Origin of the sequence: Pseudomonas sp. JDS08PS003 (assembly GCF_045013505.1) — a bacterium.
Taxonomy (GTDB): Bacteria; Pseudomonadota; Gammaproteobacteria; order Pseudomonadales; family Pseudomonadaceae; genus Aquipseudomonas; species Aquipseudomonas protegens_B.
Genome location: NZ_CP120724.1, coordinates 1,895,196 through 1,917,569, shown reverse-complemented (window position 1 = coordinate 1,917,569; position 22,374 = coordinate 1,895,196). Strand labels below are relative to the sequence as shown.

At 62.8% G+C, this 22,374-nt stretch carries 11 protein-coding genes; 7 read left to right on the top strand and 4 right to left on the bottom strand.

Translation table 11 applies throughout. The features are described from left to right. Positions 1-18: 18 nt before the first annotated feature. The gene (gene recQ / locus P7C00_RS08680) at positions 19-2,145 is read right to left on the bottom strand and encodes a DNA helicase RecQ (protein ID WP_346632038.1); all 2,127 of its coding nucleotides are present in this window, start codon (positions 2,143-2,145) and stop codon (positions 19-21) included. 275 nt (positions 2,146-2,420) lie between these two features. Between recQ and P7C00_RS08675 the strand changes: the two genes are divergently transcribed. Both P7C00_RS08675 and P7C00_RS08670 read left to right on the top strand, forming a co-directional pair. Further along, positions 2,421-3,008, top strand: a complete 588-nt coding sequence (locus tag P7C00_RS08675) for a YecA family protein (RefSeq protein ID WP_041116614.1) — start codon at positions 2,421-2,423, stop codon at positions 3,006-3,008. A 10-nt stretch (positions 3,009-3,018) separates the two neighbouring features. After that, positions 3,019-3,414, top strand: coding sequence for a YbaN family protein (locus tag P7C00_RS08670; RefSeq protein WP_123723905.1), 396 nt, complete (start codon positions 3,019-3,021; stop codon positions 3,412-3,414). A 52-nt stretch (positions 3,415-3,466) separates the two neighbouring features. On the opposite strand, the gene P7C00_RS08665 is transcribed toward P7C00_RS08670, so the two are convergent. Further along, positions 3,467-13,534 carry a retention module-containing protein gene (locus tag P7C00_RS08665; protein ID WP_404938689.1) on the bottom strand — a complete coding sequence of 3,356 codons (10,068 nt, stop codon included), beginning with the start codon at positions 13,532-13,534 and terminating at the stop codon, positions 3,467-3,469. Between the two features lie 577 nt (positions 13,535-14,111). On the opposite strand from P7C00_RS08665, the gene P7C00_RS08660 reads away from it, so the two are divergent. From P7C00_RS08660 to P7C00_RS08650, 3 genes are read left to right on the top strand one after another with little or no spacing between them, the layout of a single operon-like run. Continuing rightward, positions 14,112-15,488 carry a TolC family outer membrane protein gene (locus P7C00_RS08660; RefSeq protein ID WP_346632040.1) on the top strand — a complete coding sequence of 459 codons (1,377 nt, stop codon included), beginning with the start codon at positions 14,112-14,114 and terminating at the stop codon, positions 15,486-15,488. 18 nt (positions 15,489-15,506) lie between these two features. Beyond that, on the top strand, positions 15,507-17,666 hold the full coding sequence (locus P7C00_RS08655; RefSeq protein WP_404938687.1) for a type I secretion system permease/ATPase: 2,160 nt from the start codon (positions 15,507-15,509) through the stop codon (positions 17,664-17,666). 11 nt (positions 17,667-17,677) lie between these two features. After that, complete coding sequence (locus P7C00_RS08650; protein WP_346632042.1) at positions 17,678-19,033, top strand: HlyD family type I secretion periplasmic adaptor subunit; 1,356 nt, start codon at positions 17,678-17,680, stop codon at positions 19,031-19,033. Positions 19,034-19,135: 102 nt separating this feature from the next. Here P7C00_RS08650 and P7C00_RS08645 read toward each other — a convergent pair whose 3' ends face one another. Together P7C00_RS08645 and P7C00_RS08640 are read right to left on the bottom strand one after the other, a co-directional pair. Further along, the gene (locus P7C00_RS08645; protein ID WP_346632043.1) at positions 19,136-19,735 is read right to left on the bottom strand and encodes a DTW domain-containing protein; all 600 of its coding nucleotides are present in this window, start codon (positions 19,733-19,735) and stop codon (positions 19,136-19,138) included. 9 nt (positions 19,736-19,744) lie between these two features. Continuing rightward, positions 19,745-20,638, bottom strand: a complete 894-nt coding sequence (locus P7C00_RS08640; protein ID WP_102878817.1) for a LysR family transcriptional regulator — start codon at positions 20,636-20,638, stop codon at positions 19,745-19,747. Positions 20,639-20,997: 359 nt separating this feature from the next. On the opposite strand from P7C00_RS08640, the gene speB reads away from it, so the two are divergent. Next, entirely contained in the window at positions 20,998-21,948 is a 951-nt protein-coding gene (speB, locus tag P7C00_RS08635) for an agmatinase (RefSeq protein WP_011059912.1), read from the top strand. Between the two features lie 9 nt (positions 21,949-21,957). Further along, positions 21,958-22,365 (top strand): YybH family protein, encoded by a 408-nt coding sequence (locus tag P7C00_RS08630; protein WP_404938685.1) that lies wholly within the window; start codon positions 21,958-21,960, stop codon positions 22,363-22,365. Positions 22,366-22,374: the final 9 nt, after the last annotated feature.

Sequence of the window (22,374 nt, the reverse complement as noted above, 5' to 3'; positions counted from 1 at the left end):
CAACATTGACGCACCCCTTCACATTTCAAACTCCGACTGCAGCGCGGCACGCACGCAATACAAAACACCTTCGGGCACTCGTCCGGCGAACACTTCGCTGATCTCGGCCACGGGCGGCAGTTCGCCCTCGCCGTCGAGGAACGCGTCCTGGATTTCCCCCAGCAGGTCCTCCGGAAGATCCAGCGCCTGGTCCAGGGACAGTTGCTGCTTGCCAATGGCCTCGGCCAGCAAGGTATAGACGTTCTTTTCCGTGCACTGCAGTTGCCCGGCGATCTGCACCGGGGTCATACCGGCACGGGCCAGGGTAATCAGCTCGTGGCGGATATCGGCGACCACTTTCGGCGCCTCCACACCGCCCCCCAGCACTTCGAGGAACGCCGCGCCATAACGCTCCAGCTTGCGCGCGCCGACACCGCTGACCTCGGCCATTTCCGCCATGGAGCCGGGTTGGCTACGGAGCATCTCCAGCAAGGTCGAGTCGGGGAAAATGACGTAGGGCGGCACCCCATGCTCTTCCGCCAGCTTGCGCCGCAGGGCTCGCAGCGCCTCCCATTGCTCGCGCTCCTCACCGCGTACCAGTTGGCTGGCCTGGCTGGTGCTGCTCTTCGGAGTGCTTTGCGGCTTGAGATCGCGTCGCAGCTCCAGGGTTACCTCACCCTTGAGCAAGGGCCGGCACGTGTCGCTCAGGCGCAGACCGCCGTAACCTTCCAGGTCGATGTCCGCCAGCCCGCGAGCCACCAGTTGGCGGAACAGAGAGCGCCACTCGCCTTCGCTGCGGGCCTTGCCGACCCCGAATACCGACAAGTGCTGATGACCGAAGCTGCGGACCTTTTCCGTATCCTTGCCCAGCAACACGTCCACCAGATGACCGACGCCATAACGCTGACCGGTGCGATAGATGGCCGACAGTGCCTGGCGCGCCGGCTCAGTGGCGTCCCAGGTTTGCACGCCATCGACGCAGTTGTCGCAATGACCGCAAGGCTGGGGCATGTCCTCATCGAAATAGGCCAGCAACGTTTGGCGCCGGCAACGGGTTTCCTCGCACAGGGCCAGCATCGCATCGAGTTTGTGCTGTTCAAGACGCTTGTGGCGTTCGTCGCCTTCGGAGTTCTGCAGCATCTGCTTGAGCATCAGCACGTCTTGCAGTCCATAGGCCATCCAGGCGTCCGCCGGCAGGCCATCACGGCCGGCACGACCGGTTTCCTGGTAGTACGCCTCCAGAGACTTGGGCAGGTCCATGTGGGCCACAAACCGCACGTTGGGTTTGTCGATGCCCATGCCGAAGGCGATAGTCGCCACCATGATCAGGCCTTCCTCATTGAGGAAGCGTTTCTGGTGATAGGCGCGCAATTCGTTGGGCAGGCCGGCGTGATACGGCAGCGCGGTGAAGCCCTGCTCACAGAGGAAGGCCGCCACTTCGTCGACCTTCTTGCGCGACAGGCAATAGACGATCCCGGCATCGCTGCGCCGCTCGTTGAGGAAGGCCTGCAACTGCTTGCGCGGCTGTTCCTTGGGTACGATGCGATAGAAGATGTTGGGTCGGTCGAAGCTGGAAAGAAAACGCTCGGCGTCCTGCAAGTGCAGGCGATTGACGATCTCTTCCCGGGTACGCTTGTCGGCGGTGGCAGTCAGGGCAATGCGCGGCACGTTCGGGAACATTTCCGCCAACTGACCCAGCTGCAGGTATTCGGGACGGAAGTCATGCCCCCACTGGGACACGCAGTGAGCTTCGTCGATGGCGAACAGAGCAATATCAAGGTTCTGCAGGAACGCCAGCATACGCGGCTGGACCAGGCGCTCCGGGGCCAGGTAGAGCATTTTCACCTCGCCGCGACGAATGCGCGCCGCCAGGTCACGCTGCTGCTCGGCGCTCAGGGTCGAGTTCAAGGCTGCAGCCGCAACACCGAGTTCCTCAAGGGTCGCCACCTGATCGTCCATCAGCGCGATCAACGGCGAGACCACCACCGCCAGGCCTTCGCGAAGCAGGGCCGGAACCTGGAAACACAGCGACTTGCCACCGCCGGTGGGCATCAGTACCAAGGCATCGCCGCCGCTGGCCACGCGCTCAATGATCGCACCTTGGCGACCACGGAAACTGTCGTAGCCGAAGATGTCCTTGAGGACGCGTTGAGCCTGTTCGAGCATGAAAAACTCCAAAAATCGCCGATTTCCCTGGGTGCAGACTGGCCGAAAAGCCGGCGCGGTTCACCGACAAATGCGTTAGCGGACTTGTCCGCACTTGCTGCCGGGCCTGCTGGGCATCACAAAACGCGCGAGTATACCCGAGCCCTTCCCGGCAGAGGGCGCCGACAATGGACCGCTGGTAACCTTTAGAACCGCTCAAATCTGCCCCGTGGCTGGCTTGAGCGCTCAAGAAAGCCTAGAATTCAGCATCGTTTATTCCCCAAGGTAGCCCGTCAATGTCCTTCGCTGAGCAACTAACCCGCCTGCAAGTCTTCCTCGACGCAGATGATCTGCACGACGAGGCGCTGGACTACGTGGCCGCTCACGGCTACCTGACCGCGCTGTCAATCTGCTCGGAAAGCGTTCCTGATCGTGAATGGATCGACGCCCTGTTCGCCGAAGAGCCGCATTACCGCGACGACGCCGAGCGCGAAGCCATCGAGTCCACCCTGCTGGCCCTCAAGGCGCACATCGCGCGCCAACTGGCCTCCGACGAAGAGTTCGAACTGCCTTGCGAACTCGACCTGGGCGACGACCCGGACGACTCCGACCTGCGCGGCTGGTGCATCGGCTTCATGGAAGGCGTGTTCCTGCGGGAAGCGGCCTGGTTCGAAACCGCAGAGGAAGAAGTCAGCGAGATGCTGCTGCCGATCATGGTGGGTTCCGGCCTGTTCGACGAGCAGCCGGAGTTCTCCGACATCGCCAGCGATGCCAACCTGATGGACGACATGATCGTGCAGATCCCCGAAGCCCTGACCGCGTTGTACCTGCTGTGCAACGCCCCCGACGAAAAGCCGGCGCTGCTCAAGCCTCGCCACCACTGAGTCGGCGCCTATGGCCAAGCCCATAGGCCAACGCCCCCTGGTATTGCGTTACGTTCTGCTGGCCATCGGCTGGCTGAGCGTAGCGCTGGGGGTACTCGGCATCTTCCTTCCGGTATTGCCCACCACCCCTTTCCTGCTGCTGGCGGCCGCCTGTTTCGCCCGTAGCTCTCCGCGCTTCTACCAATGGCTGGTACAACACCCGCGCCTGGGCCCGTGGATCCGCGACTACCTGGATGGCAATGGCATTCCGCTCAAGGGCAAGGTGTATGCGATCGGCCTGATGTGGCTGAGCATTGGGCTCTCGTGCTACCTGGTGCCACTGCCCTGGGCCCGAGGCTTCATGCTGACCAGCGCCGTGCTGGTCAGCATTTACATCCTGCGCCAGAAAACCTTGCAGCGCCCCTGAGCTACCCCTGCAGCCGCTGCCTGGGCAGCGGCCTCAAGGACCGTGACGACCATCAGACGGTATCCACCTTCAGCGAGTGATCGTTGAGCATGCCGTTGATGATGGTGGCCGTGTCTGCCCCTCCGGCAATCACTCCGCCCGCCCCCGGCGTGACTCCGTAATGGCTGGCCAGGTCGACTCCCGCCAGGTCAATGGTCTGGGTCGGCGTCGCCCCCGCCACCGCGCTGACATCAATGCTGGTGACCAGGGTTGCGCCACTGCCGGTGACCTTGAAGTGCAGGTAGTCATCCAGGGAAGCGGAAGTCGCATTCTCCCCCTGCAACAGCTGGGACAGGTCCAGCTTGTCGGTGCCCGGCGTAAAGTCGGTCACCACATCGTGCCCATTGTTGCCCTGCAGCCACTGGAAGGTATCGCTGCCACTGCCTCCGGTCAGGGTGTTGTTGCCCATTCCGCCGATCAGCAGGTCATCGCCACCACCGCCATTGAGCACATCGTTCCCAAGGCCGCCGGTAATGACGTTGGCGTTGCCATCACCGGTCAAGGTGTCGTTGTAGTTGGAACCCACTAGGTTCTCGATGCCGGTCAGGGTGTCGGTGCCCGCGCCCAGGGTGTTCTGCGCCCCTACCAGGCCGAGGCTGACCGTCACCGCCGCTGTGGCATGGGCGTAACTGGCGGTATCGATACCCGCGCCGCCATCCAGCAGGTCATTGCCCGGCCCGCTGAACAGCAGGTCATTGCCGTTGCCGCCATACAGGGAGTTGTTGCCCGCGCCCGCTGTCAGCACATCGTTGCCATCGCCGCCATTGAGGATGTTGTCGCCACTGCCCGCCACCAGCACATCGTCACCGGAAGTACCGGTCAGGGTGTGTCCATCCTGGTAGGAGATGCTCACCGCCGCCACATCGCTGCCACCATGGCTGTCACTGGCGGTGTAGGTACCGTGGTAATCCGGGGTGACATTCTGCGCCCCGGAGTAATTCACGGTCATGGTCAGCTGGTAGCCTTCCGCGGCCGTGGTGTTGCTGCCGCTGGTGTTGGTGATGTTGACGATATGGATCTGGTAAGGCCCGTCCGCCGCCGCCGTGAAAGTGCCGCCATCGGCGATCGCCGTATAGGCACCGCCGTTGAAGGCGTACTCCATGGTGACGTGGCCGGCTACCAGGTTGTGATCCAGATTCAGGGTTTCCCCCTGCTTGAGATTGACGGTGATTACATCCTCATCGTTGGCATTAGTGTTGGTGACGGCTCCCAGGTAACCGCTGACCAGCACCACCGCGGTCATGGTCGCGGCGTTGGCATTGAACGAGGCGCGATCGATGGTGATGGCCTGGTTGGCGCCATTGTTGCCATTCCCGGCAAAACCGATGGTCTGCTGGCTGGCCGCCGTGAACTCCGCACCCCTGGCAGCCCAGCCGGTGTTGAAGGTGGTGGGCGCTGCGTTCAGAGGATCGCCATTGGCGTCGCTGTCGTTGGCCAGCAGCACATCCCCGGGAATCGCCACACTGCTGGACAGCACGTTGGTGATGACGTGGTCATCCCCGGCGACCGGAGGCGCATTGGGATTGACCTTGACCACCAGAGTCGAGCTCGCCAGATCACCGTCGTTGTCGCTCACCGAATAGCCGAAGGTCTCGGTGATCACCGAGCCTGTGACCTTCTGCGAGCTGTAGCTGAAGTCCCCGGTATCGAGGTTCACCACCAGGGTGCCGCCATTGCTGGTGGCAATGCTCACGCTGTTGTTGACGGTATTGAAGGTGCCGTTGTTGGTAGTGCCGCTGAAGGTCAGCGAACCCTGGTTGCTGTTGCCTTTGGGGTCGTAGGTGTAGGTACCGCCATCCACCACGATCGACTTGATGAACCCACCGTCGGCGCCAAAGCTGCCGCCATCCCCCAACAGGCTGCCGGTGACCGGATAGCCCTGCACCGTGCCGGCCAGCACCGAATTGAGCTGGTTCAGGTCGGTGACCACCACCGCATTGGTGTTGACGTGGGTACTGCCGTCATAGGCCAGCGGATCGAGGTTGGCATTGCTGACTCCAGTGCCCAGGCCGATCGCATAATTCTTGATGCCATTGGCATCGAGGAAGGCTTTCCAGGCCGTCTCGTCCGCGGTGCCGATTTCCTGGCCCGAGGTCGGTGCGCCATCGGAGAAGAAGTAACCGACATTCTGCGCGCCACTGAGCTGGCCACTGGTGACAAAGGCCAGCTTCGCCGCCGCCACCGCCGCGTCGTAGTTGGTCCCGCCGCCTGCCACTAATGTTGCGACAATCGCCTTGGCCGTGGCCACGTCTACCCATACCGGAGTCCGGTCGGTAGCGGTGCTGCTGAAGGTGACGAGCTGGACTTTGACATCCCCCATGTTGTCGTACTTGTCGAGCAAGGCGCTGATGGCCTGCTTGGCCAGGTCCAGCCGCGTCAGCCCGGAGACACCGGAAGGATCAGCCATGCTGCCGGACACATCGATCACCAGCAGCAGGTTGGAATCTACCTCTACCGCTGTCACCGAGCGCTCGCTGGCCACCGCCTTGGGCACATCATCGACAATGCTCACCAGGATGCTGCCGGTGGTGCTGTTGCCCAGGGCATCGGTGGCCTTGTAGGTGAAGCTCTCGCTCAGGGTATTGGCGCCATCGTTGGCGTTGGGGGTGGTTTTCGGCGCCGACGTCAGGGTGTAGGTATAGGTGCCATTGGGGTTGAGCAGAATCTGCCCGTAACTGCCCGTTGCACTGCCCACCAGGCTGAAGGTGATGCCTCCGGAGCCGCCGGTGACCGATCCCACCAGGGTGCCGTTGGCGGTTTCCGCGGTGGAACCCGGATCGCTGCCGGTCACGGTGCCGGCGGCCAGGTCCTGGCCATCCTTATTCAGGTCCAGGGCTTTCTCATAGACAGTGACGTCCTGATCGGTCACCGCCTTGAGGCCGCTGTCGGTGACATTGATGGTCAGGGTGGTGGTGCTCTCATCACCATCGCTGTCGCGGATGGTGTAGGTGAAAACATCACTGGCTCCGGGCGGGCTCACCGAGTTCGGATTGCTGTGGTACACCGCGTTGCCGGCGGCATCCAGGGTCAGGGTGCCGTAGGTACCGGCGATGCTGCTGCCCAGCCCACCGATGGCCGAAGTGGCGGTATTGCTGCCGGCACGTACGCCGACCACCGCGCCCCCCACAGCTGCGCCATCGGCGCCCAGCACATCATTGCCCAGCACACTGACATTGATGGTGGCGCCTTCCATCCCGCTGGCAGTGTCCGCCACCGCGCCGGGCAGGTCGTCGACGATGTTGACGTCGATCACCCCGGACGCCGTACTGCCGTCGCCGTCGGTGGCCACCACATTGAAGTGTTCGGCAATGCTGTTGGCGCCCAGCGCCGTTGGATGGGCCTCGTTGTCCAGCAGGGTGTAGCTGTAACTGACCACGCCGGTAACGGCGTTGTAACCGGTGATGGTCAGGGTATTGCCCAGCGCCGTCGTTGCCGATTGCGGGAAGCCCGCGGCCACACCGCCACTGACCACATTGATGCCGCCCACGGTCAAGGTTTGCAGGCCGTCCAGGGCGGTCACCGTGAAGGTGCCACTCTGAGTCAGGGCCGGGGTATTGGGGCTGCTGCCATCGCTGAGGTTCTTCTCATAGACCGTCAACTCGCCACCGTTGACGTTAAGGCCGTTCAGGACCACCGGGTCGTCATTGTTATGGATCTGCAACACCAGATTGGCCGTGCTCGGGTCACCATCGGAATCGGTCAGGGTATAGGCAAAGGTTTCTGTGCCGTTGCCATTGCCGTGCAAGGCTTTGAAGTCGGCATCCGAGGTGTTCAGCGTGTAGGTGTAGGAACCGTTGGCATTGAGCACCAGGGTACCGTAGGTGCCAGTGAACGTACCCGCGGTGACTGGGCCGGAAACCACCCGATCCGCGCCTTGTACATCGTTGGTCAAGACGTTGCCAGTCAGGGTCAGTTGGCTCTCCGAGGCCGTGCCGGGGTTACTGTCGTTGACTGCGGTGGGCAGGTCATCCACCACGTTCACATCCAATGACCCCGTGGCGCTGCTGCCATCGGTATCGGTAGCCACCACATTGAAGTGCTCGCTGAGGCTGTTGGCGCCGTTGGCGGTCGGGTGGGCGTCATTGCCGTTGAGGGTGTAGCTGTAGCTGATGACTCCGGTGCCGGCGTTGTAACCGGTGATGGTCAGAGTGTTGCCCAGCGCCGTCGTTGCCGATTGCGGGAAGCCCGCGGCCACACCACCGCTGACCACATTGATGCCGCCCACGGTCAAGCTTTGCACGCCATCCACAGCCGTCACAGTAAACGTGCCGCTCTGGGTCAGGGCCGGGGTATTCGGGCTGCTGCCGGTGGTCAGGTTTTTCTCGTAGACGGTGAGTTCTCCACCGTTGACGTCCAAGCCGTTCAAGGTCACCGGGTCGTCATTGTTATGGATCTGCAGCACCAGATTGGCCGTGCTGGGGTCGCCATCGGAGTCGGTGAGCGTGTAGGCAAAGGTTTCTGTGCCGTTGCCATTGCCGTGCAAGGCTTTGAAGTCGGCATCCGAGGTGTTCAGCGTGTAGGTGTAGGAACCGTTGGCGTTGAGCACCAGGGTGCCGTAGGTGCCGGTAAACGTACCCGCAGTCACTGGCCCGCTGGGTACTCGGTCAGCCCCTTGAGTATCGTTGGTCAGCACGTTGCCCGTCAGGGTGAGTTGGCTCTCAGAGGCCGTACCCGGATTGCTGTCGTTGACCGCCGTGGGCAGGTCATCCACCACATTCACATCCAGAGTCCCGGTGGCACTGCTGCCATCGGTATCGGTAGCCACCACATTGAAGTGTTCGCTGAGGCTGTTGGCGCCGTTGGCGCTCGGATGGGCGTCATTGCCGTTGAGGGTGTAGCTGTAGCTGATGACCCCGGTGCCGGCGTTGTAGCCGGTGATGGTCAAGGTGTTGCCCAGGGCGGTGGTGACGCTTTGCGGGAAGCCCGCCGCGACGCCGCCGCTGACCACATTGATGCCGCCCACAGTCAGGGTTTGCAAACCGTCCAGCGCGGTCACGGTAAACGTGCCGCTTTGGGTCAGAGCCGGAGTATCCGGGCTGCTGCCGGTGGTCAGGTTCTTCTCGTAGACGGTAAGTTCGCCACCGTTGACGTCCAGACCATTCAAGGTCACCGGGTCATCATTGTTGTGGATCTGCAGCACCAGATTGGCCGTGCTCGGGTCGCCATCGGAGTCGGTGAGCGTGTAGGCAAAGGTTTCTGTGCCGTTGCCATTGCCGTGCAAGGCTTTGAAGTCGGCATCCGAGGTGTTCAGCGTATAGGTGTAGGAACCGTTGGCATTGAGCACCAGGGTGCCGTAGGTGCCGGTAAAGGTTCCGGCAGTCACTGGCCCGCTGGGCACTCGGTCAGCCCCTTGAGTATCGTTGGTCAGCACGTTGCCGGTCAGGGTCAGCTGGCTCTCCGAGGCCGTGCCGGGGTTACTGTCGTTGACTGCGGTGGGTAGGTCATCCACCACATTCACATCCAGAGTCCCGGTGGCGCTACTGCCATCGGTATCAGTGGCCACTACGTTGAAGTGTTCGCTGAGGCTGTTGGCGCCGTTGGCGCTCGGATGGGCATCGTTACCGTTGAGGGTGTAGCTGTAGCTGACGACCCCGGTGCCGGCGTTGTAGCCGGTGATGGTCAGGGTATTGCCCAGCGCCGTCGTCGCCGATTGCGGGAAGCCCGCGGCCACACCGCCAGTGACCACATTGATGCCGCCCACGGTCAGGGTTTGCACGCCATCCACAGCCGTCACGGTAAACGTGCCGCTCTGGGTCAGGGCCGGGGTATCCGGGCTGCTGCCGGTGGTCAGGTTTTTCTCATAGACGGTGAGTTCGCCACCGTTGACGTCCAAGCCGTTCAAGGTCACCGGATCGTCGTTGTTGTGGATCTGCAGCACCAGATTGGCCGTGCTCGGGTCACCATCGGAATCGGTCAGGGTATAGGCAAAGGTTTCTGTGCCGTTGCCATTGCCGTGCAAGGCTTTGAAGTCGGCATCCGAGGTGTTCAGCGTGTAGGTGTAGGAACCGTTGGCGTTGAGCACCAAGGTGCCGTAGGTGCCAGTGAACGTACCCGCGGTGACAGGGCCGGAAACCACCCGATCCGCGCCTTGCACATCATTGGTCAAGACGTTGCCAGTCAGGGTCAGTTGGCTCTCCGAAGCCGTGCCCGGATTGCTGTCATTGACTGCGGTGGGCAGGTCATCCACCACGTTCACATCCAATGAGCCGGTGGCGCTACTGCCATCGGTATCGGTGGCCACTACGTTGAAGTGTTCGCTGAGGCTGTTGGCGCCGTTGGCAGTCGGATGGGCGTCATTGCCGTTGAGGGTGTAGCTGTAGCTGATGACCCCGGTGCCGGCGTTGTAGCCAGTGATAGTCAGGGTATTGCCCAGCGCCGTCGTTGCCGATTGCGGGAAGCCCGCGGCCACACCACCACTGACCACATTGATGCCGCCCACAGTCAGGGTTTGCAAACCGTCCAGCGCGGTCACGGTAAACGTGCCGCTCTGGGTCAACGCCGGAGTATCCGGGCCGCTGCCGGTGGTCAGGTTTTTCTCGTAGACGGTAAGTTCGCCACCGTTGACGTCCAAGCCGTTCAAGGTCACCGGGTCGTCATTGTTGTGGACCTGCAGCACCAGATTCGCTGTGCTGGGGTCGCCATCGGAATCGGTGAGCGTGTAGGCGAAGGTTTCTGTGCCATTGCCATTGCCATGCAGGGCTTTGAAGTCGGTATCCGAGGTGTTCAGCGTATAGGTATAGGAACCGTTGGCGTTGAGCACCAGAGTGCCGTAGGTGCCGGTAAACGTACCCGCAGTGACTGGGCCGGAAACCACCCGGTCCGCGCCTTGCACATCATTGGTCAAGACGTTGCCGGTCAGGGTCAACAGGCTTTCCGAGGCCGTGCTGGAGTTGCTGTCGTTGACCGCCGAGGGCAAATCATCCACCACGTTGACATCCAGGGAGCCGCTGGCGCTGCTGCCATCCACATCGCTGACCACTACATTGAAGTGCTCGCTGAGGCTGTTGGCGCCATTGGCACTTGGATGGGCATCGTTGCCATTGAGGGTGTAGCTGTAACTGACGACCCCGGTGCCGGCGTTGTAGCCGGTAATCGTCAGGGTGTTCCCCAGGGCGGTGGTGATGCTTTGCGGGAAGCCCGCCGCCACACCGCCGGCAACCACGCTGATACCGCCGACGCTCAAACTCTGCACACCGTCCAAAGCCGTCACGGTGAAGCTGCCGCTCTGGGTCAGGGCCGGAGTATCTGTGCTGCTGCCAGTGGTCAGGTTCTTCTCATAGACGGTGAGCTCGCCACCGTTGACGTCCAGGCCATTCAAGGTCACCGGGTCGTCGTTGTTGTGCACCTGCAGCACCAGGTTCGCGGTGCTGGGGTCGCCATCAGCATCGGTCAGGGTGTAGGTGAAGGTTTCGCTGCCGCTGCCCCCGCCCTTGAGCGCCAGGAAAGCCGGATCACTGGTGTGCACGCTGTAGGTGTAACTACCGTCCGCCGCCAGCACCAGGGTGCCGTAGGTGCCAGTGAAGGTGCCGGCAGTGATGGGGCCGGAAGCCACCCGATCGGCGCCCTGCACATCATTGGCCAGCACATTGCCGCTCAGGGTCAGTTGGCTTTCCGAGGCAGTGCCCGGGTTGCTGTCGTTGACTGCGGTGGGCAGATCGTCCACCACGTTGACGTCCAGGGAGCCGCTGGCGTTGCTGCCGTCCACATCAGTGGCCAGCACACTGAAATGCTCGCTGAGGCTATTGGCGCCATTGGCCGTCGGATGGGCGTCGTTGCCGTTGAGGGTGTAGCTGTAGCTGACCACCCCGGTGCCGGCGTCATAACCGGTGACGGTCAAGGTGTTGCCCAGCCCAGTGGCGATGGATTGCGGGAACCCCGCAATCACCCCGCCGCTGATCACGCTGATGCCCCCCACGTTCAAGCTCTGCAGACCATCAAGGGCGGTCACCGTGAAACTGCCGCTCTGAGTCAAGGCCGGGGTATCCGGACTGCTGCCGGTGGTCAGGTTCTTCTCATAGACAGTGAGCTCGCCGCCGTTGACTTCGAGGCCGTTCAAGGTCACCGGATCGTCGTTGTTATGCACCTGCAGCACCAGGTTCGCCGTGCTGGGGTCGCCATCGGCGTCGGTCAGGGTGTAGGCGAAAGTTTCAGTGCCATTGCCGCCACCGCCCAGCGCCAGGAACGCCGGATCGGTGGGGTGCAGGGTATAGGTGTAGGAACCATCCGCCGCCAGCACCAGGGTGCCGTAGGTGCCAGTGAAGGTGCCTGCGGTAATGGGGCCGGAAGCCACCCGATCCGCGCCTTGCACATCATTGGTCAAGACGTTGCCACTCAGGGTCAACAGGCTTTCCGAGGCCGTGCTGGAGTTGCTGTCGCTGACCGCCGTGGGCAGGTCGTCCACCACGTTCACATCCAGTGAGCCGCTGGCACTGCTGCCATCCACATCAGTGGCCACTACATTGAAATGCTCGCTGAGGCTGTTGGCGCCGTTGGCGCTCGGATGGGCATCGTTGCCATTGAGGGTGTAGCTGTAACTGACCTCTCCGGTGGCCAGGTTGAAGCCGGTAATCGTCAGGGTATTGCCCAGGCCGGTGGTGATCGACTGCGGCACGGCGCTGGCACTGCCGCCGCTGACCAGGGTGATGCCGCCCACGGTCAGGGTTTGCAGACCGTCCAGGGCGGTCACCGTGAAGGTGCCACTCTGGGTCAGGGCCGGGGTATCCGGACTGCTGCCGGTGGTCAGGTTCTTCTCGTAGACGCTGAGCTCGCCCCCCTGGACTTCCAGGCCTCGCAGCAGCACCGGATCATCATTGTTGTGCACCTGCAGCACCAGGTTGGCGGTGCTGGCGTCGCCATCGGCGTCGGTCAGGGTGTAGGCAAAGGTTTCAGTGCCGTTGCCGCCGCCCTTGAGCGCCAGGAAGGCCGGATCAGTGGGGTGAACGGTGTAGGTGTAACTACCATCGGCCGCCAGCACCAGGGTGCCGTAGGTGCCAGTGAAGGTGCCAGCGGTTATGGGGCCGGAAGCCACCCGATCGGCGCCCTGCACATCATTGATCAGTACATTGCCGCTCAGGGTCAGTTGGCTTTCCGAGGCAGTGCCCGGGTTGCTGTCATTGACCGCTGTCGGCACATCGTCGGTGATATTGACGTCAAGGGAGTTGCTGGCCGAGTCACCGTTGCTATCGCTGGCGACCACACTGAAGTGCTCGCTCAGGCTGTTGGTGCCATCGCCCGCAGAATGCAGGTCATTGCCATTGAGGGTGTAGCTGTAGCTGACCACCCCGGTGGCCGCGTTGAAGCCGGTGATGGTCAGGGTATTGCCCAGGCCGGTGGCAATGGATTGCGGAAAGGCCGCCGCCACGCCGCCGCTGACCACATTGATGCCACCGACATTAAGGCTGAACAGCCCATCCGGGGCCGAGACACTGAAGGTGCCACTCTGGGTCAAGGCCGCCGGGTTGCTTGCCGAGCCCTGCTCCAGGTTGGCTTCATTGACCGTCAGCTCGCCGCCCTCCACCGAGAGCCCGCTCAGGCTCACCGGGTTATTGGGTGTCGCGCCATTGAGCTGCACCAGGCCATCGAGGCGTTCAGGGACAAACTCGGGAATGCCGTTGAAGCCGGCTGTCGGAAAGCCAATCACCGGCTCGACCCGGCCCCCGACCTCTTCCAGCAGGACGAAGCTGTGACCGCCGCCCTGAGCACCTGGAGCGCCACCGGTACCGGTGGGCCCCGCCGCCGTGGCTTCGGCGTTTTGGGTCGGGTCATCACCGGCGGCAATGGCCTTTTGCAGTTGTTCCACATCGCTCAGTTGCGCATCAGTGGGCGCCGGCACTTCGGGGGTATCGACATGGGTGGCCTGATGGTCGAGCAGTTGCGCCGTCAGTTGCTGACTGCTGTCGCGGCCCAGGGTCAGGTCCTGGCCATTTTGCAGATGCACCGCCACCGCGCCTTCGGCTCCAGTGACCAACTGCTCACCGACAAACAGCCGGTCCCCTTCCACCAGGGCCCGGCGGGCGCCATCCGCCGCTACCGCATAAACCTGCCCGATCACCTGGGTCACAATGCCGATTAACGTTGCCATGTGCACTCCTCCGATGCCGAGAACAATCGGCATCCGCTTGCTAGCGGCAGTGCAGACGGCGTTGACCCGTGGTTGAACAGACCCTGTGCCTGGCAGCGTCGCTCCCATGGCGAAGCGTGCCAGTCTTGATGTCCCGCCTTCCCTTGCTACCAGTCGGACGGCTGATACCGCAGCGCGCCGGACAAAACGGCCTCGTCCGCGCCTCGGATCGCTCACCAACTACGTTGTGTGGAACAGGTCAAAAAGCGGATTCGCCAAAAAAATGCCGCCAAGACCTGCTTCGCACCTCCGTCCTTGTAACCACTTCCCCGCCCTGAACTACCTGAAATTTGAACGTCCCCAGAAACTGCAGGAAATGCCTCAACACCTGAAAAATCTGGGCCTTCGCTTGGAACAATGTCTTGCTTTGACAAACATGCATAAGTTTTTTTTGGCATAAAACTTATGAGATTTTTTTCTTAGCTATCCTTCTGGATGTTCTTAGCTCTGTTGTAAACAAGATGAGACGGTTAAGTCTCAATTTTTTAGTCATATTTTTGACGAAAACACAGTTTCACTGGATCAGGGAGAGACACCCATGCGCGTTTTCACCCCCCTCAGCGGTGCAATTCTTTTGGCCTCACTCTGTGCCAACCCGGCCCAGGCCATGTCATTGACTGAAGCGATCCAGAGCACTCTGGACAACCACCCTGAACTTCGCGCCAGCCAGAACAACCGGCTGTCTGCGGACGAGGATGTGAAGGTGGCCAAGGGCGGCTTCTACCCCAGCCTGGACCTCAATGCCGGCTACGGCCGAGGCTACAGCGACAACACCACCACCCGCGGCTACGGTGTGGCACGCGGCACTGGCAACCACAACACCGAGACCCTGAACTACACCCAGTCGGAACTGCGCCTGCGGCAGATGCTCTTCGATGGTTTCAACACGGCCAATGAAGTGGGCCGCACCCAGTCGGTGGTCAACTCCCGGGCCTATTACACGCGCGGCACCGCCGAAAGCCTGGCCCTGCGCACCATCGAGGTGTACCTGGAGGTGCTCAAGCGCCGTGAACTGGTGACCCTGGCCAAGAACAACCTGCAGGCCCACCTGCGGGTCAACGACCAGATCGGCCTGCGCAGCCAGCAGGGCGTGGGCAGTACCGCCGACCTCGACCAATCCAAGGCCCGGCGTGCCCTGGCGGAAAACAACTACGACACCGCTCAGGTCGACCTGGCCGATGCCGAGGCCAACTTCTACAGCGCGGTAGGACGCCTGCCCGACGAGCTGGAAAGCCTGCCGTCGATCCGCGGCGAAGTCCCGCAGAACCTCAACGATGCCAAACAGAGCATGCTGCTGAACAACCCCTACCTGAAGTCCGCCCAGGCTGACATCCAGGCGGCGGAGAGTCAGTACGAGGTGGCCAAGTCGCCCTTCTATCCGCGCTTCGACGCCGAGGCCGCAGTCAACGCCAACGACAATGTGCAGGGCGACCTGGGCCACGACAATGAATGGCGGGTCGGGGTGATCATGAACTACAACCTGTTCCGCGGTGGCAGTGACAAGGCCCGCCTGCAGTCCGACGCGCACAAGATCAACCAGGCCATGGACATCCGCAACAACGCGCTGCGCATGCTCAACGAAAACATCACCCTGGCCTGGAACGCCATGCTCAACGCCAAGAAACAGACCCCCACCGCCCGGGAATATGCGGAAACCACCACCCGGGTGCGGGCCGCCTACCAGGACCAGTTCGGCCTCGGCCAACGCACCCTGCTCGACGTTCTGGACAGTGAAAACGAGCTGTACAACGCCAACCGCCGCTACACCGAAGTGCGCTACACCGAAGAGTTCTCCATGTACCGGGTCCTGGCCAACATGGGCGAACTGCTGAGCAAGGAAAAAGTCGTGGTGCCGGCCGAAGCCATCGCCCAGAGCGAAGTGAAAAGCGAGGCGCGCCTGCCGGAAATGAAGTAGTCCCGTGGAGGACTCGATTTGACCAGCCTCGAACCCGGGAGCCCGCACGCCGATCCGCGTGCCAGCTTCGATGACCCGCTGTTGGACGGATTACTGATCCTGTGCCGACTCCACGGCTGCAATGTCAGCCGCGGCAGCCTCAGCGCAGGCCTGCCCCTGGACAAGCAACGCCTGAGCCTGGACCTGCTACCCCGGGCCGCGGCCCGGGCCAGCCTTCAGGCACGCCTGCTGCGCCGGGAACTGGGGGCGATTTCCGCCCTCAACCTGCCGGTGCTGCTGATCCTCCACGACGGTCGTTGTGCGGTGCTCAGGCGCTGGGGCGAGGATGGCCAGGCCCTGCTCCTGCCCAGCGAGGCCGAAGGTGGCGAGCAGTGGGTCAGCCGCGAGGAACTGGCCCGGGAGTACAGCGGCCAGGCCCTGTTCGCCCGCCCCCGTCACGAGCTCGAAGACCTGCGTAGCCCCCTGGTGCCCAGGGTCGATGCCTGGTTTCGCGACACCCTGAAACTCTCCCGCTGGCTTTACAGCGACGCCATTCTCGCCAGCTTCCTGATCAACCTGCTGGGCCTGATGGTGCCGCTGTTCGTGATGCAGACCTACGACCGCGTGGTGCCCAACCAGGCCACCTCGACCCTCTGGGTCCTGACCCTGGGCCTGCTGCTGGGCACCGGCTTCGAACTGGTGTTGCGGGTGGTGCGGGCACACCTGCTGGACCAGGCCGGGAAAAAGACCGACGTGATCCTCTCCGCCACCCTGTTCGAACGCATCACCGGCATGAACATGAAGGCCCGGCCGGCCACCATTGGCGGCTTCGCCCAAAGCATCCACGACTTCCAGGGCCTGCGCGAATTTCTGACGGCCGTGACCCTGACCAGCCTGATCGACCTGCCCTTTGCCCTGCTGATGCTGGTGGTGATCGGCCTGCTCGGGGGCTGGCTGGTGGTGATCCCGGTACTGGCGTTCCCCATCACCATCGTCTTCGCCATGCTGATCCAGGTGCGCCTGCGGGACACCGTGCAAAAAAGCCTGGCCCTGGGCGCCGAACGCCAGGCGCTGTTGATCGAGACCCTCGGCGGCCTGGAAACCCTCAAGGCCTGCAGCGCCGAAAGCGAACGCCAGCACAAGTGGGAAAGCACCCACGGCGCCCTGACCCGCCTCGACAGCCACGCCCGCAATCTCTCGGCCCTGGCCACCAACGGCACCCTGTTCATTCAGCAGTTGTCCGGCATGGCCACCATTGTCGCCGGGGTCTACAGCATCATCGCCGGCAACCTCAGCGTCGGCGCCCTGGTGGCCAGCTATATGCTCGGCAGCCGAGTCCTGGCGCCATTGGGACAGATCGCCGGGCTGATCACCCGCTACCAACAGGCACAACTGACCATGCGCAGCACCGATGCGTTGATGGCCCTGCCCCAGGAACGCGATGCCCGCCAGCGGCCTCTGGAACGCACTCAGCTGCAAGGCGCCCTGGAAATCAGTCGAGTGAGTTTTCGCTACCCGGGGCAAAGCACCCCGGCGCTGAACAACATCAGTTTCAGCCTCAAGCCCGGAGAGCGAGTCGGCATCATCGGCCGCAGCGGCTCGGGGAAAAGTACCCTGGCCCGGCTGTTGATGGGCTTTCTCGCCCCGGAGGAAGGCCAACTGCTGCTGGACGGCCTGGACCTACGGCAACTGGATGTGGCCGACCTGCGTCAGCAGATCGGCTACGTCGCCCATGACCTGCCACTGCTGGCCGGCAGCCTGCGGGACAACCTGACCCTGGGTGCGCGCTACGTCAGCGATGCCCGAATGCTCGAAGTCGCCGAGCTGACCGGGGTCACCGAGCTGGCCCGCCAGCACCCCCAAGGCTTCGACCGACCGGTGGGTGAACGCGGGCAACTGCTGTCCGGCGGCCAGCGTCAGGCGGTGCTGCTGGCCCGGGCCCTGCTGCTGGACCCGCCGATCCTGCTGTTGGACGAACCCACCAGCGCCATGGACAACAGCAGCGAAGACGCTCTGCGTCAGCGCCTGCACGCCAAGGTCCAGGGCAAGACCCTGCTGCTGGTGACCCACCGCACCTCGATGCTCAGTCTGGTGGACCGCCTGGTGGTTCTGGACGAAGGACGGATTGTCGCCGACGGACCGAAAGACGCGGTTATCGATGCACTGCGCAAGGGCCGTGTCGGCTCTGCAGCCGTCTAGGAGTGCCGAGCATGTCTACACCATCGTCGCCCCGGGGTTACCTGGGCAGTTTTCGCCGCAGCGCGGAAAGCGAATTCATGCCGGAAACCGCCGGAGCCTCCTTGCAGGACTCACCCCGCGGCTCACGGCTGACGGTCTGGATCGCCGCCGCGCTGATCCTCTGTGCCCTGGTATGGGCCAGGTTCGCGGTGCTCCAGGAAGTCACCATGGGCGAAGGCAAGGCCATTCCTTCGAGCAAGGTCCAGGTGATCCAGAATCTGGAAGGCGGCATTGTCACCGAGATCTTCGTCCGTGAGGGGCAGATGGTGGACAAGGGCCAGACCCTGCTGCGCCTGGATGACACACGCTTTCGCTCGAACAAGGGCGAGAGCGAGGCCGATCGCTTTGCCTTGATGGCCCAGGTCGAGCGGCTGTCCGCCGAAGCCGAGGGCAAACCGTTCAGCCCGTCCGCCGAGGTGGTGAGCAAGGCGCCGCAAGTCGCGGAAGACGAACGCTCGCTGTACGACCAGCGCCAGCGGCGCCTGGCCAGCGAACAGCGCACCCTCAGCGAACAACTGCGGCAGAAGACCCAGGAACTGGCGGAATTTCGCTCCAAGCAGGGGCAATACAGCTCCAGCCTGGCTCTGCTCAATCAAGAGATGAATATGTCGACGCCGCTGGTGGGCACTGGCGCCGTGTCACCGGTGGAGATCCTGCGACTCAAGCGCAGCGCGGTGGAGATTCGCGGCTCCCTGGACGCCACCACCCTGGCCATTCCACGGGCCGAGTCGGCCATCAACGAGATCAAGAGCAAGATCGACGAATCGGTGCAGACCTTCCGCTCCGATGCCGCCAAGGAACTCAACGCGAAACGCACCGACCTGTCGAAGATCACCGCGTCGGGGATCGCCATCGACGACCGGGTCAACCGCACCACGGTGGTATCGCCCGTGCATGGCGTGATCAAGCAGCTCAAGGTCAATACCATCGGCGGCGTGGTCCAGCCCGGCAGCGACATGGTGGAAATCGTGCCCATGGAAGACAACCTGCTGATCGAAGCCAAGGTCCGGCCCCAGGACGTGGCCTTCCTCCACCCCGGTCAGAAAGCCATGGTCAAGTTCAGCGCCTATGACTACACCATCTACGGCGGCCTGAGTGCCAAGCTGGAACTGATCGGTGCCGACACCATCACCGACGACAAGGGCAACAGCTTCTATCTGATCCAGGTGCGCACCGACAAGAACCACCTGGGAGGCGACGTCAACCCACTGCTGATCATCCCCGGCATGGTGGCCACGGTGGACATCATCACCGGCGAGAAAAGCGTACTGGACTACCTGCTCAAGCCCGTGCTCAAGGCCCGCACCGAAGCCATGCGCGAACGCTGACTGCAGCGTAGGTCGGAACCGGCTTGCCGGCGCAAGGCCCTCTGACTTTGCAGCAGGCTTGAGAGTGCTTGCGCGGGCAAGCACGCTCCTACAGACAAGAGGTCAGGGTTTGGCGCCGTGGTTGCGTTGGTAGGTGTCTTCGCCCATCGCCGCGATCTGCCCTTCGATCAGAGCCTCGAAGGGGCGCAGCAAGGGCTCGAAGGAGGCCGGCGCCTCCAGTACCTGCAACGCCTGGACAATGGCTTCCAGGGTCGACAGCGCACCCGGCCCCGGGGCCTTGCGCAAGCGATAGCGCGAGGGCGTCGCAGCGGCCAGGGTCACCCGCGGCAGGGCCGCCAGCAGCGGATTGAGGTGCAACAGCTTACGGGCCTTGCGCCAGGTACCGTCGGGCACCACCAGCAGCAGCGGTTCATCCGTTTCGGCATAAGCCTGCAACGGCTGGGCATCGTCCGCCGGAAACAACAGGCGGGCCTGGTAGCCCGGGCGGTTGAGCAGCGCCGGCAGATCCTCGAACACCTCGCCCACCCGCAACTGCGCATTGTTCAGCCCCAAGGCCGCCAGCCGCGCCGTGTTCAAGGCGTGGTTGACCTCGCTGGGATGCTGCAACAACAGCACCCGGGTGCGGCTGGGCAAATCCGGGATCAGCGGGCACAAACAATGGCCTGTGGGACGCAGGCAACGCTCGCAGCGTGCTCTGGACATGGAAATTCCTTATGACTGGTTGAGCTGGGCCTTGAGCAGATCGCGAAAGGTCTGGATCAGGGGTTCACGACCACGGCCACGACGCATGATCATCGAGAAAGGCGCCTGGTAGCCGAAGGTCGCCGGCAGCAACACTCGCAGGTCGCCCTTGTCGGCCCAGGCCTGGGCGTAGTGTTCCGGCAGGTAGCCGATGTAGGCGCCGGATAGCACCAGGATCAACTGCGCCTCCATGCTCTCGACGGTCGCCGCGCTGTGCTTGAAACCATGCCGGGCCAGTTCTGCCTGGCTCCAGTAGCCTCGGCCGACCATGCGCTGTTGGGTGATGACCTGCTCCGGGATGCGCCGCTCGCTGTACAGCGGATGCCGGTTGCTGCAATACAGCCAGTGCTGCTCGCGGTACAGCGGCATGTACACCAGACCGCTCATGCGCGTGGAAAAGGCACCGATGGCCAGGTCCAGGCGGTTGTCCTGGACCCCCAGTTGCAGTTCATGGGGGCTCATCACCGACAGGTGCAGATGCACTGCGGGATGCTCCTGGCTATAGGCACCGATGGCCTCGGCGAACGGCAGGGCCTTGTCGCTGACGGTGGAGTCGATCACCCCCAGGTTCAGGGTGCCGCGCAACTCGCCCTTGAGGGCCGCGGCGTACTGTTCAAAGCCCTCCAGCTCCCCAAGAAGACGCAAGGTTTCCTGGTGGAACAGCTCACCCTTGCTGGTCAGGCTGAACCCGCCACGGCCACGGTGACAGAGCACCAGCCCGAGGGCGCCTTCAAGCTGGCTCATGTAGGTGCTGATGGCCGACGTCGAGAGATTGAGTTCGTGCTGGGCATTGGCGAACCCCTGATGTCGCACCACGCTGACGAAGATGCGCAATAGTTTCAGATCAGGTAAAGCGTTGGCCATGACGGGCTCCGATAACAGGCAAAACGACCACTTCCCTGTGCCAAGAGAGCTTGCTCCCGCCGGGCGGCCAAGCAACCTCGATGACCTCCATGCGCACTTTCAGTCTGACCCTGCAACCCGGATAACGGAGGCTACGCCACCGAGCGGGTGCTCGCTCCCTCGCCAGGCAGGGCCCTGGAAGCAGCGCGGAAGTCTAGCGCGAGCCCGACCATTAGTTTAGAAAAATCTGAACTAAGTATTTGTTCGTAGCGATTCTTTCCCCTCACTACATTTCGCAGAATCGGCTCCACTCGGTTGTACGGGCAGCTTGGGCTGTGCCGCCGACCCCATAAATATAAAACAACGATGAGGCCTATCCCGTGGACAAGATTCTCCACCAACCACTGGGCGGCAACGAAATGCCGCGCTTCGGCGGCATCGCCACCATGATGCGTCTTCCCCATCTGCAATCCGCTGCCGGCCTGGACGCTGCGTTCGTCGGCGTGCCCCTGGACATCGGTACCTCGCTGCGCGCCGGCACCCGTTTCGGCCCACGGGAGATCCGCGCCGAATCGGTGATGATCCGCCCATACAACATGGCCACCGGTGCCGCCCCGTTCGACTCACTGTCGGTGGCCGATATCGGTGACGTGGCGATCAACACCTTCAACCTGCTGGATGCGGTGCGCATCATCGAAGAGGCCTACGACGGCATCCTCGAACACAACGTGATCCCCCTGACTCTGGGCGGCGACCACACCATCACCCTGCCGATCCTGCGGGCCATCCACAAGAAACACGGCAAGGTCGGGCTGGTGCACATCGATGCCCACGCGGACGTCAACGACCACATGTTCGGCGAGAAGATCGCCCACGGCACCACCTTCCGCCGTGCGGTGGAAGAAGGCCTGCTGGACTGCGACCGCGTGGTGCAGATCGGCCTGCGTGCCCAGGGCTATACCGCCGAAGACTTCAACTGGAGCCGCAAACAGGGCTTCCGTGTGGTCCAGGCCGAAGAGTGCTGGCACAAGTCCCTGGAACCTTTGATGGCCGAAGTCCGCGAGAAAGTCGGCAATGGTCCGGTGTACCTGAGCTTCGACATCGACGGCATCGACCCGGCCTGGGCTCCGGGCACCGGCACCCCGGAAATCGGCGGCCTGACCACCATCCAGGCCATCGAGATCGTCCGTGGCTGCCAGGGCCTGGACCTGGTGGGCTGCGACCTGGTGGAGGTCTCGCCACCTTATGACACCACCGGCAACACCTCGCTGTTGGGCGCCAACCTGCTGTACGAAATGCTCTGCGTACTGCCTGGCGTAGCCCATCGCTGAGTCCCGGCCATGAGCGAGCACGAGAACGTCCTCAACGCCGCAGCCGAACTGGTATCGGCCTTTGCCCGCAACGACCGCGAAGCCTACTTCGCGGCGTTCAGCAGCGATGCCAGCTTCGTCTTCTACACCCTTGCTCAGCCACTGCTGTCGCGCGATGCCTACCAGGCGTTGTGGGATCAATGGCGCGCCGAGCAGGGTTTCGAGGTGCTTTCGTGCACCTCGAGCAACGCCGTCGTCAGCCTGCAGGGTGACGTCGCCGTGTTTATTCATGACGTGGCCACACAGCTGCGCATGCAAGGGGAGCAACACTTCAGCCAGGAACGCGAAACCATTGTGTTTCGCAAACAACAACAAGGCCTATGGCTGGCCTGTCACGAACATTTGTCCGCTATGCCGGAAGGGCTGCCACCCCCTTAGCCAATGTGA